At 40.0% G+C, this 15797-nt stretch carries 16 protein-coding genes; 4 read left to right on the forward strand and 12 right to left on the reverse strand.

What is annotated here, in order from left to right:
• Positions 1–10 precede the first annotated feature (10 nt).
• The gene (locus AN214_RS14520) at positions 11–274 is read right to left on the reverse strand and encodes a DUF4212 domain-containing protein (RefSeq protein WP_010561876.1); all 264 of its coding nucleotides are present in this window, start codon (positions 272–274) and stop codon (positions 11–13) included.
• Between the two features lie 372 nt (positions 275–646).
• Here AN214_RS14520 and AN214_RS14525 point away from each other — a divergent pair, with 372 nt between their 5' ends.
• A complete protein-coding gene (locus AN214_RS14525) occupies positions 647–4093 on the forward strand; it encodes a PAS-domain containing protein (protein ID WP_054980384.1) in 3447 nt (1148 codons plus the stop codon).
• 72 nt (positions 4094–4165) lie between these two features.
• On the opposite strand, the gene AN214_RS14530 is transcribed toward AN214_RS14525, so the two are convergent.
• On the reverse strand, positions 4166–4774 hold the full coding sequence (locus AN214_RS14530; RefSeq protein ID WP_054980385.1) for an outer membrane beta-barrel protein: 609 nt from the start codon (positions 4772–4774) through the stop codon (positions 4166–4168).
• A gap of 231 nt (positions 4775–5005) precedes the next feature.
• Between AN214_RS14530 and purU the strand changes: the two genes are divergently transcribed.
• Positions 5006–5839: a formyltetrahydrofolate deformylase gene (gene purU / locus AN214_RS14535; protein ID WP_054980386.1), complete on the forward strand. Its 834-nt coding sequence runs from the start codon at positions 5006–5008 to the stop codon at positions 5837–5839.
• Positions 5840–6522: 683 nt separating this feature from the next.
• On the opposite strand, the gene AN214_RS14540 is transcribed toward purU, so the two are convergent.
• The 7 genes from AN214_RS14540 to AN214_RS14570 are packed head-to-tail and all read right to left on the reverse strand — an operon-like array spanning position 6523 to position 11433.
• Positions 6523–7467 carry an ion transporter gene (locus tag AN214_RS14540; RefSeq protein WP_054980387.1) on the reverse strand — a complete coding sequence of 315 codons (945 nt, stop codon included), beginning with the start codon at positions 7465–7467 and terminating at the stop codon, positions 6523–6525.
• Positions 7468–7511: 44 nt separating this feature from the next.
• Entirely contained in the window at positions 7512–8717 is a 1206-nt protein-coding gene (locus AN214_RS14545) for a low temperature requirement protein A (protein ID WP_054980388.1), read from the reverse strand.
• Between the two features lies 1 nt (position 8718).
• A complete protein-coding gene (locus tag AN214_RS14550) occupies positions 8719–9273 on the reverse strand; it encodes a carboxymuconolactone decarboxylase family protein (protein ID WP_054980389.1) in 555 nt (184 codons plus the stop codon).
• Positions 9274–9275: 2 nt separating this feature from the next.
• On the reverse strand, positions 9276–9926 hold the full coding sequence (locus tag AN214_RS14555; protein WP_054980390.1) for a DsbA family oxidoreductase: 651 nt from the start codon (positions 9924–9926) through the stop codon (positions 9276–9278).
• A gap of 2 nt (positions 9927–9928) precedes the next feature.
• Positions 9929–10291: a cupin domain-containing protein gene (locus AN214_RS14560; RefSeq protein ID WP_054980391.1), complete on the reverse strand. Its 363-nt coding sequence runs from the start codon at positions 10289–10291 to the stop codon at positions 9929–9931.
• A gap of 8 nt (positions 10292–10299) precedes the next feature.
• Positions 10300–10842, reverse strand: coding sequence for a peroxiredoxin-like family protein (locus AN214_RS14565; RefSeq protein WP_054980392.1), 543 nt, complete (start codon positions 10840–10842; stop codon positions 10300–10302).
• A 9-nt stretch (positions 10843–10851) separates the two neighbouring features.
• Positions 10852–11433, reverse strand: coding sequence for an NAD(P)H-dependent oxidoreductase (locus AN214_RS14570; RefSeq protein ID WP_054980393.1), 582 nt, complete (start codon positions 11431–11433; stop codon positions 10852–10854).
• Positions 11434–11552: 119 nt separating this feature from the next.
• On the opposite strand from AN214_RS14570, the gene AN214_RS14575 reads away from it, so the two are divergent.
• Entirely contained in the window at positions 11553–11918 is a 366-nt protein-coding gene (locus AN214_RS14575) for a helix-turn-helix domain-containing protein (RefSeq protein WP_054980394.1), read from the forward strand.
• Here AN214_RS14575 and AN214_RS14580 read toward each other — a convergent pair.
• From AN214_RS14580 to AN214_RS22520, 3 genes are all read right to left on the reverse strand, one after another.
• Positions 11915–12337 carry a hypothetical protein gene (locus AN214_RS14580; protein ID WP_054980395.1) on the reverse strand — a complete coding sequence of 141 codons (423 nt, stop codon included), beginning with the start codon at positions 12335–12337 and terminating at the stop codon, positions 11915–11917. The genes AN214_RS14575 and AN214_RS14580 overlap by 4 nt on opposite strands.
• Positions 12338–12412: 75 nt before the next feature.
• Positions 12413–13183 (reverse strand): oxidoreductase, encoded by a 771-nt coding sequence (locus AN214_RS22515; protein ID WP_054980396.1) that lies wholly within the window; start codon positions 13181–13183, stop codon positions 12413–12415.
• A 3-nt stretch (positions 13184–13186) separates the two neighbouring features.
• Positions 13187–14512: an aldehyde dehydrogenase gene (locus tag AN214_RS22520; RefSeq protein WP_054980397.1), complete on the reverse strand. Its 1326-nt coding sequence runs from the start codon at positions 14510–14512 to the stop codon at positions 13187–13189.
• A 111-nt stretch (positions 14513–14623) separates the two neighbouring features.
• Here AN214_RS22520 and AN214_RS14595 point away from each other — a divergent pair, with 111 nt between their 5' ends.
• Positions 14624–15520, forward strand: coding sequence for a LysR family transcriptional regulator (locus AN214_RS14595; RefSeq protein ID WP_054980398.1), 897 nt, complete (start codon positions 14624–14626; stop codon positions 15518–15520).
• The last annotated feature ends 277 nt before the right edge of the window (positions 15521–15797 follow it).

Genomic DNA, 15797 nt, shown 5'->3' on the forward strand with positions numbered 1-15797 from the left:
ATTATTCTCCTTACTCGTCAACGCCGTACTTTTTGTCTAACGCAGCCATCTTGTATACGTAAACAAAAATCAGGGCAACAAAGGTGTAAATGGCGCCCTGCTGAGAGAACCAGAAACCTAATTTAAAACCAAAGAAACGGATTTCGTTAAGCGCATCGACAAATAAAATGCCGCAGCCAAACGAAACTACAAACCAAACGGCTAGTAGCTTTATTACTAGCGAAAGGTTTTCACTCCAATATGCTTTGGCTTGATCATTATCTTTAAAAGCCATTTTTATATCCCCTAGTCATGCAAAGTTGCACGTTAATTAATCGTCATCATTGACTCTAGCAACGCACATAAAAGATTAAAGTGCGACCTTAGTCGTAACAATTTATTAACTTAACTACCTACTAAAGGTAAAAGCTGACTGTAATTTAAACGAAAGCGAGTAAAAATAAGGCTTTAAAGCACACAGATATTACGTTTACGTAAACGTAACACTCTATTTTTCCCTAAGGTTAAGACATTAGTCGAACATCGCCACTCATAATGACACTCGGCCTGTAAATTCAAGCTGTTGGAGTAATTGTGATTGAGATGCACAGTTTCATTAAAAAGTGATAAATTAGCGTATCAATTAAGAAGAATAACAAGAGTAACCATGACAATTGCGCTAATTTTCGTCGCTTTGGCCTATGTTGGCATTCTATTTTGGCTTGCTAATTGGGGTGATAAAACCACACCTCTGGCCAAGAAAATTAGTCACCACCCCTTTGTTTACTCATTTGCCTTAGGTATTTACTGCACCTCTTGGACCTTTTATGGCGCTGTAGGCACAGCCGCTAATTCAGGTTGGAGTTACCTGCCCATTCTATTGGGCCCTGCACTGCTGTTTATTTTAGGTCACGGTTTTTTGCGCAAGATGATATTGGTTAGTAAAAAACAAAATATCACGACAATTGCTGACTTTATTTCTGCCCGCTACGGAAAACGTCAGCTCACAGCAATTTTAGTGACCTTTATTGCATTGCTTGCAACGATTCCTTACATCGCACTGCAACTAAAAGCACTAAGCACCAGCTTTGTATTGCTGCAAAGCGACAGCGAAATATCTGGCAGTATGATGGCCTTAATGGGCACCTTGATTATGGCAATTTTCGCCATTTACTTTGGTACACGTAAAGTAGATGTAACCGAATATCGCTCAGGTTTAATGTTGGCAGTCGCCTTTGAATCTGCGGTTAAACTGCTTGCGCTCGGTGCGGTAGCGGGCCTGTCTTATTATGTTTTTACGCATTACCAAGATGGCATGTGGGATTACTTTGTTACCCAAATCGCTTTTGGCCAATGGCAAAAAGAAGACTTTTTTAGCTTTAACTTTGTCGCACAATCATTAATGGCAGCCGCTGCAGTTATTTGTTTGCCGCGCCAATTCCATGTAACCGTTGTCGATAACCAAGATATTAGCCATTTAAAAACCGCACGCTGGGCGTTTCCACTGTATTTATTGCTTACGGCGGGCATTATTATTCCAATTGCAACCGCGGCAATGCACCCACAAATTGGTGGTAATGTTGCAGCCGACAGCTTTGTATTAGCACTGCCCCTTGCTCAACAAAGCACCTTATTATCAACGTTTGTATTTATTGGCGGTCTGTCAGCGGCAATCGCCATGATTGTAGTTGCCACGCTTACACTGAGTACCATGATCTCAAACGATGTTGTGCTACCGTTAATGCTACGTCGTAAATTTAAACGTAACCTGATCACCACCAGCTATAAACGCCGAATTTTATTAACGCGACGTATTACCATTGCAGTTATTTTAGGGCTTTCATACCTTTATCAACAATTGTTTGGCAACCAAGCTGCTTTAGCGAGTATGGGCCTAGTGGCATTTTCGTTGGTGACTCAATTAATCCCTGCGGTTGTCGGTGGTCTTTATTGGCGTAAAGGCCATGCCTACGGCGTTTATGCGGGCTTACTAGCGGGGTTTGCCTGCTGGCTACTGTTTTTAATGCTGCCGCTATTTGAAGGTGCCGTAACCACTAACACCGCAATGCAACAAAGTGTAATCACCCAAGGTACGTTTATTGCGCTAATTGCCAATGTTGTGTGTTATATCGCGTTTTCACTGGGTGCCAACGAGCGTTTAGTTGATAGAATACAGGCAGCTGCGTTTGTGAAGCCAAAAGAGCAGCTAAAGCTTGCTAAACATCACAGTAAACAAATTAACGCCACGGTGTACGACCTTAAAGTACTGCTACAAACCTTTTTAGGTATTCAGCGCTCTAAGCAATTAATTGTGCGCTATACCATGCGACACGATTTTGCCGACGATAACGATACACCGACAACTGACTTTGTCGACTTTTGTGAAAGAGCTCTTACCGGTGTACTCGGCGCATCGTCTGCACGCGTATTAATTGGTGCGGTAATTTCTGGTAAGCAAATGGCGTTTGAAGAAGTGGTTAACTTTTTCGATGAAACCACACAAGCCATTCAATTTAATCAAAACTTACTGTTTACCTCGCTCGAAAACTTAAGCCATGGCATTTCAGTTGTAGACAGAAACCTTAAGTTAGTAGCGTGGAATAGACGCTACACGGAACTATTTGAATACCCCGAAGGCTTCTTAGAAGTAGGCCAGCCTATTGAAGAAGTGATCCGCCACAATGTGAGTAAAGGTGAATGCGGACCGGGCGAAATTGACGCACAAGTACAAAAACGTGTGCAACACTTACGTAACGGCAGCTCACACCACTTTATTCGCCGCAGACGCAACGGCCAAGTAATTGAAATGATAGGTAACCCACTGCCTGATGGTGGTTTTGTTACCTGTTTCTCAGATATTACCACACACATTGAAACGCAAAATGCGCTTGAAGAAGTGAATATTGATTTAGAGAATCGCATTGAAGCACGTACCCTAGAAATCCGTTCAATCAATGAAGATTTAGAAGCGCAAATTGAAAAACGAATCGAAACCGAAAAACAACTTAACCAAGCCAAGCTAGAAGCCGAAAAAGCTAATGACAGTAAAACCCGCTTTTTAGCGCTCGCGTCGCACGATATTTTACAGCCACTCAATGCCGCAAGGCTTTATCTGGCGGCTGTTGACCAAACGGAACTTTCTAACAGCAACCTCAGTACCATGGAAAAACTTGGCGATAGCCTTGATTCAACCGTGCATTTAATGTCGGGGTTATTAGAAATTGCTAAGTTAGAACAAGGCGCAATGACGCCGACACCTCGTCACTTTCCGATTAATGATATTTTAGCGCCACTGAGTAATGAATACGTTATTCTCAGCAAGGAAAAAGGGCTCGATTTCAAAGTGCGCAGCAATGATGCTGTAGTGCATGCCGACACCACTTATCTGCGCCGAATTATTCAGAATCTAGTATCAAATGCCGTGAAATATACCGAAAGCGGTAAAGTATTAGTGGCTTGTCGAAAGCGAAAACACAGCCTGCGTATTGAAGTATGGGATACAGGCCCCGGTATCAGCGAAGTAGAACAAGCAAAAGTCTTTAACGACTTCTACCGTGTACAAAGTAACGACAATAAAGGGTTAGGGCTTGGTTTAGGCGTAGTAAAACGTATGGCCGATTTAATGTCGTTAACGCTAGAGCTTAAATCAACACCAAACAAAGGCAGTTGCTTTGCGCTTGAAGTGCCCTATGGCGACAGCAAACTGGTACAAGAAAAATCAACCAACAAGGTTAAGCTTGATAATAAACAAACCCTTAACGTATTAATCGTTGATGATGAGCAAGAGAACTTAGATGCGATGGGCACGTTAATGAGCAAATGGGGATGCCGTTATTTTGCCTTCAATAAAGTGGGCGATGTATTAAATTACGCAAAAAACCAAGCTAAGCCAGATTTAATTCTAATGGACTATCAACTCAGTCATGAAATGGATGGCGTTAGTTTAATTGCGCAATTACGCGAGCAGTGGCAAGAAAGTATTCCTGCTGTATTAATCACTGCGGTAAGAGATGATGAGCTAAAACGCAGCACTAAAGAGCAAAACATTCACTACTTGAGTAAGCCTGTAAAACCAGCAAAACTCAAAGCATTAATAAAGCACACAAGCCGTTAAATAATAGGCCGGCAAAACGCCGGCCTATTTAATTTTTAACCCTAAATAGAGTTAACTAATTAACACTAGTAATTAAAACTGATAACTAACACCTACAGCAAACGATACAGAATCTAAATCGCCCATATCAAAATACTGTACGCCTGCGTCCATTCCTAAACCAAAGTCCCACACGTACTGCCAACCACCTTCAAGGTAAACACCTGTGCCCGAATCATCGATAAACGTACGATCATTACGTGAAATTTCATAGTCATAGAAGTTAGCGCCAACTTTAGCGTAAAGACTATTGCGCTGCGACAAAGGTAATTGTGCTTTACCTGCAATCACAAAGTTAGTTACCTCTAATTCATCGGCGCCAATGATGTTAAACATTGAGTCATTGCGGTCGCGACAAGTAAAGCCATCATCAAAATCGTCGCATTCCCAATCGCTGGCATCCATACCAAAATTTAAACCAACTTCGAGTGAAAAGTTTTGATCAAATTTATAGTTATAGTAAGAGTACACATTTGTATAATCTTCATCAGGTAAATCATATAACTCAACGCTACCCGTTGCGATTTTTCCACCGAAGGTATGCTTTTTAAGTTCAGCTTGTTCAGAACCATTAGCAAACACCGATGACGATGAGATAAGCGAAAGTGCCAGCAACGCACGTGTAAAATTAGAAACTGCCATTATTGTGCTTCCTTTTCAAAATGAGATTATGGCTAGTTTAGTGCTCTTAACGACAATAAGTTGTAAGCAATTGTCAGAAATGGTTAAACCTCTTTAACGCCTATTAACCTTATTCATGCTACTTTTTGTAAAATTGCTCATCACACAATAAATATTAATTTTATTTATTGATCACATAATTAAAATATATAAATATACACTCATTACTTTTGCTGTCTGGAATGAGGAACCATGAAAAAAGTACTGCTTGCACAATGCCCCGATGAACCAGGACTCATCGCTAAAATAACCAATCTCTGTTTTGAGCATAAGCTTAATGTTATTCGCAACGACGAATTTGTTGACCGAGAAAATCATCGCTTTTTTATGCGAACTGCACTGCAAGGTGACTTTGACAATAATCACCTTGTTGAACAGCTCATTAACCTATTACCTGAGGGCTCAAACATCAGTTTAAAAGGCGAAGAGAAAGCTAAAGTGGTGTTACTTGCCACCAAGGAAGCACACTGTTTAGGCGGTGTGTTATTAAAATGCTTTGAAAACGCCATGAATGTGGAGGTTCAAGCGGTCATCGCTAATTATCCATACCTAGAGCCGCTGGTTAAAGGCTTTGATATACCATTTTATTGCATTAGCCATGATGGCCTAACACGCGAACAACACGACGCCAAAGTGGCTGAAAAAATTAACGAGTTTAATCCTGACTTAATTGGCCTTGCCAAGTATATGCGTATTTTAAGCCCAGAGTTTGTGGCCGAGTTCAGCGGTAAAATCATTAATATTCACCACTCCTTTTTACCCGCGTTTATTGGTGCAAAACCCTATCATCAAGCATTCCAGCGAGGCGTAAAAATGATCGGCGCCACCGCCCACTTTGTTACCGATGAACTCGATGAAGGCCCAATCATCGAACAAGATATTTGCCATGTAAACCACGCACAAAATGCCGAAAAGCTAGCGGCACTTGGCCGCGATGTTGAAAAAAACGTATTCTGCCGCGCTCTACAGTGGGCCGCTGAACAGCGGATATTTATTAATGGTAATAAAACAGTGGTGTTTAAGTAGCGATTCCAAGTGATTGCTTCAGCGTTAACCCTTAGCACTTATTAATATTCGATACATTGTTTGTCGCTGCTTTTGACAGCAGCCAAAGATGAAAAGTAACCGAGACGAAGTTCGCTGTACTTTGAAATGAGGTCAAGGATGACCGATGTAACCCAGCTTCATGGATGAATTGTTATAACTTGAGTCTTTGTTTGTCGCGCTGGCGACGACAGCTAAAGGGAGGCTATCGCCGGTCTCCCTTTGGAATCCCTCGGCGCCCCTAAATCAAACTAACTCTTCAAACATAATTTAAATCTGAACATAAACGCCATCAAGCAACATCCCTGTCGCTACATGGCTTGCTCGACCGCTTCGCTCCCTGCCTCGCATTATTCATTTAAATTTTGCTTTCAGGTTTGATTAAAGGGGTGACGAAAGACCTAAGCAACGCTTTTCAATATCAGCTTTGAGCGAATTTGAGACGGTCACGATGTTTCGAAGCTAAGGTTGTAATTCTACAAAGCGGACGTTCCGCTAACGCATTTCTGCCCTAAAGTGAGTTAGAGTTAAGGTCTCTATCGAGCTGTGAGTTCAATTGGTGGATGCAATGCTATCCTTAATTATGGAGAACGTTGCAATGAAACGAAGAAAACGTATTTACTACACACCTAAACAAAAAGCTTTAATATGGGGTCGCTAAAAAGCTAGGTTTTACCGCAATGTTCGCATGTCACTGGTTTAGAATTGTGTCTGTTATAGTTTAATATTACGTGCTCAAGTTCTTCGGTTGAGATCCCCATTGATTGAGATAACTTCTCAATAGCAGCTTGTTCTTCTGAAGTGATTATACCGTCCTGAAGTGCGGTTGCTATCTCGCGTTCCAGAAGTTGCTTCCGCGTTCTCAGCTCATCACCGAACTTAGCTGCAAGCATTGCTGCTGGTAACGCCACTATGCCCACCCCTAATAACATAATAAATATAGATATAAACTTACCTAAGAAAGTTACTGGGGTCACATCACCATAGCCTACGGTTGTCATGGTAACGACTGACCACCAAATTGCACTTGGTATGCTGTCAAATACATCTGGTTGGGCGTCATGTTCAACGCCGTACATTACGCTAGCAGAAAGTATGACTAGAACGCACATTATAATTATGGCAGCACCAACACTAGGTAATTCTTTCTTCAATACATCCATAAATAAGCGGAGTCCTTTGAAGTAGTGAGTTAGTTTCAATAACCTAAGCATTCTAAGCATCCGCAGATATCTTAAATCTATGGCAAATATGAACGATAAATAAAAAGGAGCTATCGCTAGCAAGTCGATAAGTGATAATGGGCTTAATGAATATTTAATTCTTGATTTTATTGGTTCAGAGCGGTCATTTTGCGGAGATTCAACTGAAACCCAAATCCTCGCGAAATATTCTACCGTAAACACAATAACAGAAAAAATGTTAAATAAGAGAAACTCTTGGTGGTACATTTCTCCTATTGGTTTATAGGACTCAACAATAATGGCTCCTACGTTTAAAATGATAACTATGACGATAAAGCCGCTAAATAATCGGCTAGTCTTTGAACCATCGAACCCGTGTTCGAGAATATCGTATACCCTCTTTCTTGTTGTTAGTGCCTTGCCCATCAATTATTCCGCTAATTATTGAGTGAATCTTTAGTGCGTAATTCTTAAACTTTAGCCTGTTCTTCTTTGGAAAAGGTAAGATAAGCTCTAGTTACAGGAATAGCGATTTGTGAAATTAAAGCAGTTCCCCAAAGCAGATTACCCACTATTGCTGGTACGTATGGTAAAACCAACAGCGTTACCAAAGCTAAAACAACACCAAACATTCGTACTTTTGCAGTAGCAAATCGATGTGCAATGCGTTCTTCGATATTGAATTGAATCCAAAGTAGACAAAGTAAATATGAGGCAAGGCCGATACAACCAATGGCACCATATTTCAAAGGATAAGGGTCCCAAAATCCAACTTTAACTTCACCGGAAAGTGCGACACCGATCATCACAGCAGACAACATTAAGAATAGGTGAGCCAACCACCAATTAACCAGTGTCCATTTATTTTGATTTTTTGGCTTACCATTGCCAACAAAATCAAAGTATATCCAACATTGAATAAATACAGCTATCCCTCCAAACATGAAGTTAAATAAGACTTCAGGAGTAACTTTATATACACCTTTTTCGGAAAGTGTGATCACGAGCTTAAAGAATCCCTCACCTACAACAATGAGTAGTAATAGAGCGAATCTCTCAGACATATGTCCTAATCGAGGCAAAAATCGCTTGCACTCCAAAACGCCAATTTTTGGAAGCATATACAGAAGTTGGATCGAAACTATGGCAAGTGCAAATACCGCAAAATTGTATGGTGCAGGTAGAAAAGCGCTAATAGCGAATACGATAGCAAGCACAAAAAAGTTGCGGCTTACTGTACGGGAAAGCACAGTTGCTTCTATACCAAGCCTATTTGTTCTGTGATAAAAGTAGGCCGTGATCATTCTATTTGCTGCATAGGCAAGAGCAAAATACATCCAGCCCTTATCTAATACATGAGGAATAGACGCCGCCATAACCATTGCGGTTACAATTTGGCAGGACATGATAAGTCTATGTTTTACGTCTGTGCTGACATAGAGCGAGTTAAACACGCTAGAGTCTGCCCATGCAAACCACACAGCGATAAATAGTCCTGCAAAAGCTAGAAAGCCATCCACACTTAAGTGGTCACTTAAAAAGTTTCCAAGTAAGAAAATAATGACCACATGGATCAGATCATAAAATAACTCAACCCAATGCACATGGTCATGTGCATCTTCATGATCTAAGTGGTGTTTTGGCAATCGCCACATTGGATGATTTTCTAGTGACATACTATTTCTCCGGCTTTTCCCAAGCGTAAGGCTTCATTGCATCATCTACTTCTGTATGCGTTAATGCGTTTGTGAAGTTTGAAATTAATTTTGATGCCAATCCGGTTAATACTTCCAATGCTTGGCGCTTTGTATATCCAGCATTCAAAAAGTCATTTAACTTATCGTCACCAATATGGCCTCGGTTGTCTAATAAGGCTTTTGTGAAATCATGCAGCGCTTGAAGTTTTGCGTCTGGCAGCTTAGTGCCATTTCTTAAAGCTTCAATAACATCATCTGGCATTTTAGATGACTTCATCATCCATGTATGACCGGGAACGCAATAGTGGCAATTATTTTCAAAATTTGACGTCATAAAAACAACTTGTTGCTCAACCGGGCTAAAAGTTGTCTCTTTCATAAAACTTGTAAACGTTTGGTTGTATGCTTTATATGTTGCTGGAGCTTCGGCTAAAATCTTGTGGGGGTTTGGGATCATCCCAAAGCCAGCTAAAGATTGCTCCATCAATGGTTTCGATTCTTCTGGAGCCGTATCCGGCTCATAGTATGTAAACATAATTAATAGTCTCTTTTTAAATATTGATTGAGTACACGTTCAAAAGTTGCTAATTCTTGTGCACCTGAAAGGGCCTGTTCGCCATTAAAAATAAATAATGGTACGCCATGTATTCCTCTTTGATGCCAATGCTCTTCAACTAGCTTCACTTCTTCACTATATAAGTTGTTATCCAATACAGACTGCGCTTGCTGGGAGTTCAAGCCAACCTTTTCAACAACATGGATAAGTTCAGATTCTGTGAAAGTGCCTTTGTTGCTAAAAAAATTCTCAAAAAGTGCTTCTGCTAATTGGTTTTGCAAGTTGCTTTCTTTGGCCCAGTGAAGCAGTTGATGACATTGATGTGTATTAAGCATTTTCATCTCATCAAAGTAGTTAAACCTGAAGCCAACTTTTTTGCCTTCTTCGGTCAACATAGCTCTTGCTCTGATACTACCCTCTAACGTAGTCCCGTACTTTTTCGATAAATGCTGTCTTAGGTTTTCACCTTCTTTGGGCATACTTGGGTTAAGCTCGAAGGGGTGCCAGACAATGTTAACCTCGAATTTAGTGTCAAAATTGGCTAATGCCTCTTTTAAGCGACCATAGCCAATTACACACCAAGGACAAACCACATCAGAAACGATATCAATGTTAATTTGCATTTTTGACATAGCTATTTCTTTTCAACAATGATCGCAGTGATTGTTGTATCACCAACATTTTTAACTCTGTGCTCCCATTGGTCATGCCACATCACATAGCCATCAGGGATCTCTAAAGTCATGTCTTTTTCAGTTGTTGTTATCGTCGCCTTGCCACCTTTTTCAAAGTAAACAGTTTCAGCATTGTGTTTATGCCAATTATCCTGTTCACCCGGTTTGAGCGTCATCTTGAGTACGGTAACTACTTGGTTCTCAAGTAGAAGTTCATATTGATTTGGAGATGCGATGTGTGCAGATTCGACTTTTGTGTTTTCTGCAAACGCATTTCCAAACAATAGGGCTGATATAACAGCAGTCAAAACAACCTTGTTCATAGGAACTCCTATTTATGCATACCACGAATAGGGTAGTTGTTAGCTGGATTTCGTATCCAGTCTAAGCCACTAATTAATGACTGAAGTTCTGGTCTTACAAACGGGTTATTAGAAATATCCGCTACGTGCACTTTACCTTCACTATTAACCACAAATAGTCCCGGCTCAGCAAAAGGGTGATCCGTTTCTTCGGGCGATCTAGGATCTGATATATACAGTCCAAGCTCTTCCATCTGTTCAACAGTAAGGCCGTATGCGATAGGGAAGGTCACATTAAGTCTTTCCAAATGACTTTCAAGTTGTTCTTTGCTGTCTCCTGAAACGGCGATCAAATCTACACCTGTTTGAGCAAGTAGATCTTTCACATTTTCTAATTGGTTTAGGTATCGTGTACAAAGAGGACAATGCTGCCCCCTGTAAACAACAACCATCTTCCAATCCAAACCATTTTCAGGAATAGAAAGCTTTTTAACATCGCCATTTAATAGCTTTGCTTCAATTACAGGGAAATCAGCTCCTGCGTGTAATTTAGTAGTATATTCAACGCTCATAACTTCTCCTTAAAAATGTTTGTTAATGTGAGCTTCAAAACGTTTGAAGTCGTTTTCAACATCTGCATTTTTCATCACGTCAAAGCATGCAAATGTTTCCATTGGCTTCATACCAAAAAACTTAAAGTTCATGTGCATAGGGAACAACAGGTCATCAATTGATTTTCCATTGAAGAATTCATTTTCATCATTGAACGCTTCTTCTGGAGCATTGAACGTCAAAGACATCATGTATTTTGTATTAGTAAGTGTGCCGCCCATACCATAATTTTTCTTAGGCGCGTCTTCTGTTCGGCCATCACCAACGCATAATGCGCCGCCCATACCCGCTGTATAGACTTCATCCATGTATTTTTTGAATGACCAAGTAACACCCATCCAATTTACCGGGGTTTGAAGAATAACGATATCAGCCCATTGATGATTCTCAAGTTCTCTCTCAACGTTAATATCTTCTGAGATTGTAACTACACGAGTTTTGTGGCCTTTTGCCTCTAGCATTGAAACTGCTTTTTCTACTAGCGTAGCGTTTAGTTTGCCTTCCGAAAAAGGGTAATATTGATGACCATTGATAATTAAAATATTGCTCATTTGTGTTTCTCCAAAAATAAAATTTATTTTGAATGGTTAATTGTGGTATATTCTAGATACCTTTTAACAACAATCAATTAGTATACTTTTAGTAACCTAGAATAAATAAGTGAGTAATTGTGAAAAGTTTAATAGAAACAGATAGTAAGGGAAGAAAAAAAGTTTATAACGCGTGTATGGAACCTTGTGCAATTGAAAAAGGCATGCGTTTAATCGGCGGAAAATGGAAAGGATCAATTATTTATCATTTAAAAGATGAGCCTGTCCGGTTTAATGATTTGACTCGAATGCTCGGCGGCGCAACAAAAAAAATGGTTGATCAGCGTCTCAAGGAACTTGAAGACGAAGGTATGGTAATTAGAAAAGTCATAAGCGATAGACCAATAGCAGTTACTTATGAACTGACTGATTTTGGGAAGTCAGCTTTACATATCTTGGAAGAGTTAAGAGTTTGGTCAGAATCTAATGATGTACAGATAAATTAAAGTAGCTTATTAACTAGCTCATCTTTTAAGGTACTCTCGTATTTTTTTAGCCAAGATTTAGCGGACTCAATGTCATTAAAAAACTTAAAGTTTAGGTTTTTACCTTGATAAAGCTCACGTATTTGTTGCTTAAATGCGTGTGGGCATACTGATTTTGTTAAGTAGAATGCGATGTTGTTAAGTCCTGTCGCTATGCGTTGAGCTGTCGATGTTTTAAATGCTTCAATTACTTCAGGGATCATTAAGCTATCACCTTCAAGGACAGCGAATACAGAATATGATGGGCATTTATTGACTTTCAATTGCTTGTTAAAGTCATTATTGTAGTGTTCAAACGCCTCAAAATTCCAAGGCCCAAGTATTTTTACAAAAAACACATTGTGTGAATATTCAATGTAAAATTCCCCGTGTTCATTCATAAGCTCTTAATCCAATATATAAAACTAGCTTCATGTTTAAACCTAATATATGAAGCTAGTTTTAACCAACTTTTACTAATTAGTGGGAAAAAGTAAGTCCGTCCTGATTATATATTTGATGCCCTCGTCAATTGGAGCTGAACTATGTAGACAGTGCAGGGGATGCATACCGTGAGGAAAACACAGTACACTTCCGGCAGGTGTTCTAACCTTTACAAGCTTAGCATCTTGAGCGCTTTTTGCAGGCAATGTTTTATCATATTTGTTTACCCAAAACTGAGTATCGCCTCCTGTAAACTCTTCTGAAAGTAAAATCAAAAAGGTCATTTGACTCCATCGGTCAGGGTAAGCATTGTGTATATTTTTGCCTTCTATAATTCTACTTCCCGGCCACGAACCATCGGTATGAGGCTTAAAGAAATCCCCTTTGTCATATTTGTAAAATCTAAATCGCGCATTAATTCCCAGCGGAGTTTGCCCATATATAACATCAATACCTTCTGAGAAAAGGTGTTTACACCTTTCCCACATAATTGTATCTGTAGCTTCATCAACTACCCACGTTAAACTATCGTTATGTCGGATATGGCGAGGTAGTGAGACTGCGGCATCCCTATTGAAACCTAATGTTTCTCCAATAGAGATAAGGGATGCACATTCCTCTTTGGAGAGTACATCGAGTATCTGAAATGCACCGGGTACATCTTCTATAACTTTTATAGTCGGTTCAAGTGTTGATACCTTATTTAAGTTCGCTGGGTTTTGTGTTTTGCTTGCCCATAATGGAATGTCATTACTTTCAGCACCAGATTCTTTTTCGACAATGTAGAATGTATTATTTTTCATCAATTACTCCACAACCATAACTTGTGCAAATAGTCTGTGCCCTTCTTTGCTTCCGTGAAATCCATATCCACTTTGTTTAGCGCCAACCCAAGGGCTATCTCCGCTTCCACCGGGGCCTTTGTTTATGCCAATCATTCCAGCTTCAAGTTGATTTGCTACTGCTCTGGCATTTGCTTGTCCAAATACGACCGCTCCTAATCCGTAAATAGAGTTGTTAGCACGGGATATGGCTTCTTCAATACTTTCAAACTCAGAAATAGCGACAACTGGTCCAAATGTTTCATTTGATTCCATGAGCATATTTGCTTCGATTCCCGTAACAACGGTTGGTTCGTAATATCGACCATCTAAAATCTGCCCACCCAATAGCAAACTAGCACCTTTAGAAAGGGCATCTTTTACGTGTGAATCAATCTTACTGAGTTGTTTTTCATTGATTATTGGCCCCAAATGAGTGTTTTCGTCGTGCCAAGGTCCTACTTTGTATCGAGAAGCGATAGCTTTTACTTTTGCTATGAATTCAGGAGCAACCTTTGATTGGACATAAACTCGCTCAGTAGATGTACACATTTGGCCTGAATTTTCAAAGCTACTGGCTACTGCAAATTGTGCTGCGGCATCTATATTAGCGTCATCAAGCACTATCATCGGGTCATTGCCACCAAGTTCCATTACCAGTCTTTTTAGGTTCTTTGAAGCCGATCTCATAATCTTTTTACCCACTTCTAAAGATCCAGTAAAAGCAACTAGGTTTACGTCAGGGCTATCGACGATGGTGTTACCAACTGAACCATCGCCATGTAGAATATTTAAGACATTATCTGGTAATGCTGAGTTAAGTAATGCAACGAACTTATCAGCGATTAATGGCGTTTCTTCTGACGGTTTAAATACGACTGTGTTTCCTGCTACAAGGGCAGGGGTGATAAGATTTACAGCCATAGCTAAGGGGTAGTTCCAAGGTGATATCACGGCACATACACCAAGAGATCTGAACTCGATGCTACTATTAGGTTGCGAAGAAAGAGCAATACCTGCTTCTTTTGCGTAATGAGAACCTGAAAAAATTGAACCGCGTACTTCACTTAGTCCTCGATTGTGCTTTTTACCCATCTCTTTACATAATAGAACGGCTAGATCTTCTTGATGGGGAATAAGAGACTTAAAGGCCTTATCCACTATTTTTACCCTATCTTGTAACGGGATGTTCTTCCAGTGTTTGTGAGCTTTTTTGGCTTTTTCTATTACTCGTTCTGTATTTTCGGTAGAAGAGTATTCTAACTCACCTAGAAGCTCACCATTGCTAGGGTCATAAGACTTTAATTTCATGCAATACTCCAATAATCATGCACCGCTGCCGAGGTACAACAAAAATGATAAAAAAGATTACCTTCTTGGTGATACAATTAAAAACAGATATTTTATGTATGAGAAACAAGTATGGCTGGTATCAATGGTTTGGACATAAAGCAGTTAAGAGTGTTGCATTACCTTTTGATTGAAAAGAATGCTTCAAGGGTAGCTTCTAGATTAGGACTAACTCAGCAAGCTGTCAGTGAGCAACTCAAAAAGCTCAGACTGTCTTTTCGAGATCCACTATTTAATAGAAAAAGTAACGGTTTGGTGCCTACAGCCCATGCGCTATCTCTGCAACAGGAAGTAGCAGAGATCATAACGCGTCTAGAAAATATCACAAAACCTAAGGTTTTTGAGCCTAGTAGCGCAAGTGGTGTTTTTAGGATATGTGCTTCTGATTATGCACAGGCGGTGGTATTACCAAGTCTGATTCAAACAATTAGAGAACAAGCGCCAAACCTTAAGATAATTGTACAAGACTTCGAGATTGATAACTTAAGCATTTTAATGGATAACGGCGAGTTCGATATTGTTATTTCTTTTCCAAAGTTTGTACCTTCAAAGTATCCAACCATGACTCTTTTCGTCGAAACTCACACCTGTGTAATTGCTGAAAATCATGAAAGAGCTAATGAAAAGTGGTCTGTTGAGCAAATTGCACAACATCCGCAACTGGTCATTTCGCCTAAAAGAGCAAACCTTGTGGGCTCCGCAGATGCATACTTTGAAGAACGCGGTTTGAAAAGAAATATAGTCATGAGTGTTCCTTTTTTTTCGGCTGCTGCACAATGCATTGTTTCTACCGACGTAATTGCCTTCCTACCTACTAAATTGTTGCCAATCAATTGTCTTAAGGAGCTAGATTGCGATCTTGAACTTCCTTCGTTTGAAGTCATAGTTGCGTGGCACAAAAGGATGACCGCAGATCCTCTTCATAATTGGATTCGAGAGATTATCAGTAGACAACGTGTCTACACTTAATGCTCCTTTACAGCTAAAAACTAAAATAAAAATGTACAACAAAAAAATAAAGACTCTAGCTCGTTTCTGTCCAGAAACGAGCTGGCTGAACGTCTGTTTATTTGGAGAATAGTTAGATATAGGGTTGTAGTTGAGCGGCCGAAATTGGCACTAACCTGCCATTGAGTCAGGTATTTAGGTTCACTCCTTCACCCATTAAATCAAACCTGAAAATACAATTTAAATGAATAATGCGAGACAGGGAGCGAAGCGGTCGAGCAAGCCATGTACAACAGGG

Source organism: Pseudoalteromonas sp. P1-9 (assembly GCF_001399975.1).
In the GTDB taxonomy this organism is placed as follows: domain Bacteria; phylum Pseudomonadota; class Gammaproteobacteria; order Enterobacterales; family Alteromonadaceae; genus Pseudoalteromonas.

What these genes read in the sequence shown, in the direction of transcription:
- AN214_RS14580 (WP_054980395.1), bottom strand. Translation starts at nt 12,337, where the DNA reads ATGAATGAACACGGGGAATTTTACATTGAATATTCACACAATGTGTTT.
- AN214_RS14560 (WP_054980391.1), bottom strand. Translation starts at nt 10,291, where the DNA reads ATGAACAAGGTTGTTTTGACTGCTGTTATATCAGCCCTATTGTTTGGA.
- AN214_RS14550 (WP_054980389.1), bottom strand. Translation starts at nt 9,273, where the DNA reads ATGTTTACATACTATGAGCCGGATACGGCTCCAGAAGAATCGAAACCA.
- purU (WP_054980386.1), top strand. Translation starts at nt 5,006, where the DNA reads ATGAAAAAAGTACTGCTTGCACAATGCCCCGATGAACCAGGACTCATC.
- AN214_RS14530 (WP_054980385.1), bottom strand. Translation starts at nt 4,774, where the DNA reads ATGGCAGTTTCTAATTTTACACGTGCGTTGCTGGCACTTTCGCTTATC.
- AN214_RS14525 (WP_054980384.1), top strand. Translation starts at nt 647, where the DNA reads ATGACAATTGCGCTAATTTTCGTCGCTTTGGCCTATGTTGGCATTCTA.
- AN214_RS14555 (WP_054980390.1), bottom strand. Translation starts at nt 9,926, where the DNA reads ATGTCAAAAATGCAAATTAACATTGATATCGTTTCTGATGTGGTTTGT.
- AN214_RS14570 (WP_054980393.1), bottom strand. Translation starts at nt 11,433, where the DNA reads ATGAGCAATATTTTAATTATCAATGGTCATCAATATTACCCTTTTTCG.
- AN214_RS14520 (WP_010561876.1), bottom strand. Translation starts at nt 274, where the DNA reads ATGGCTTTTAAAGATAATGATCAAGCCAAAGCATATTGGAGTGAAAAC.
- AN214_RS14545 (WP_054980388.1), bottom strand. Translation starts at nt 8,717, where the DNA reads ATGTCACTAGAAAATCATCCAATGTGGCGATTGCCAAAACACCACTTA.
- AN214_RS14565 (WP_054980392.1), bottom strand. Translation starts at nt 10,842, where the DNA reads ATGAGCGTTGAATATACTACTAAATTACACGCAGGAGCTGATTTCCCT.
- AN214_RS22515 (WP_054980396.1), bottom strand. Translation starts at nt 13,183, where the DNA reads ATGAAAAATAATACATTCTACATTGTCGAAAAAGAATCTGGTGCTGAA.
- AN214_RS14540 (WP_054980387.1), bottom strand. Translation starts at nt 7,467, where the DNA reads ATGGGCAAGGCACTAACAACAAGAAAGAGGGTATACGATATTCTCGAA.
- AN214_RS22520 (WP_054980397.1), bottom strand. Translation starts at nt 14,512, where the DNA reads ATGAAATTAAAGTCTTATGACCCTAGCAATGGTGAGCTTCTAGGTGAG.
- AN214_RS14595 (WP_054980398.1), top strand. Translation starts at nt 14,624, where the DNA reads ATGGCTGGTATCAATGGTTTGGACATAAAGCAGTTAAGAGTGTTGCAT.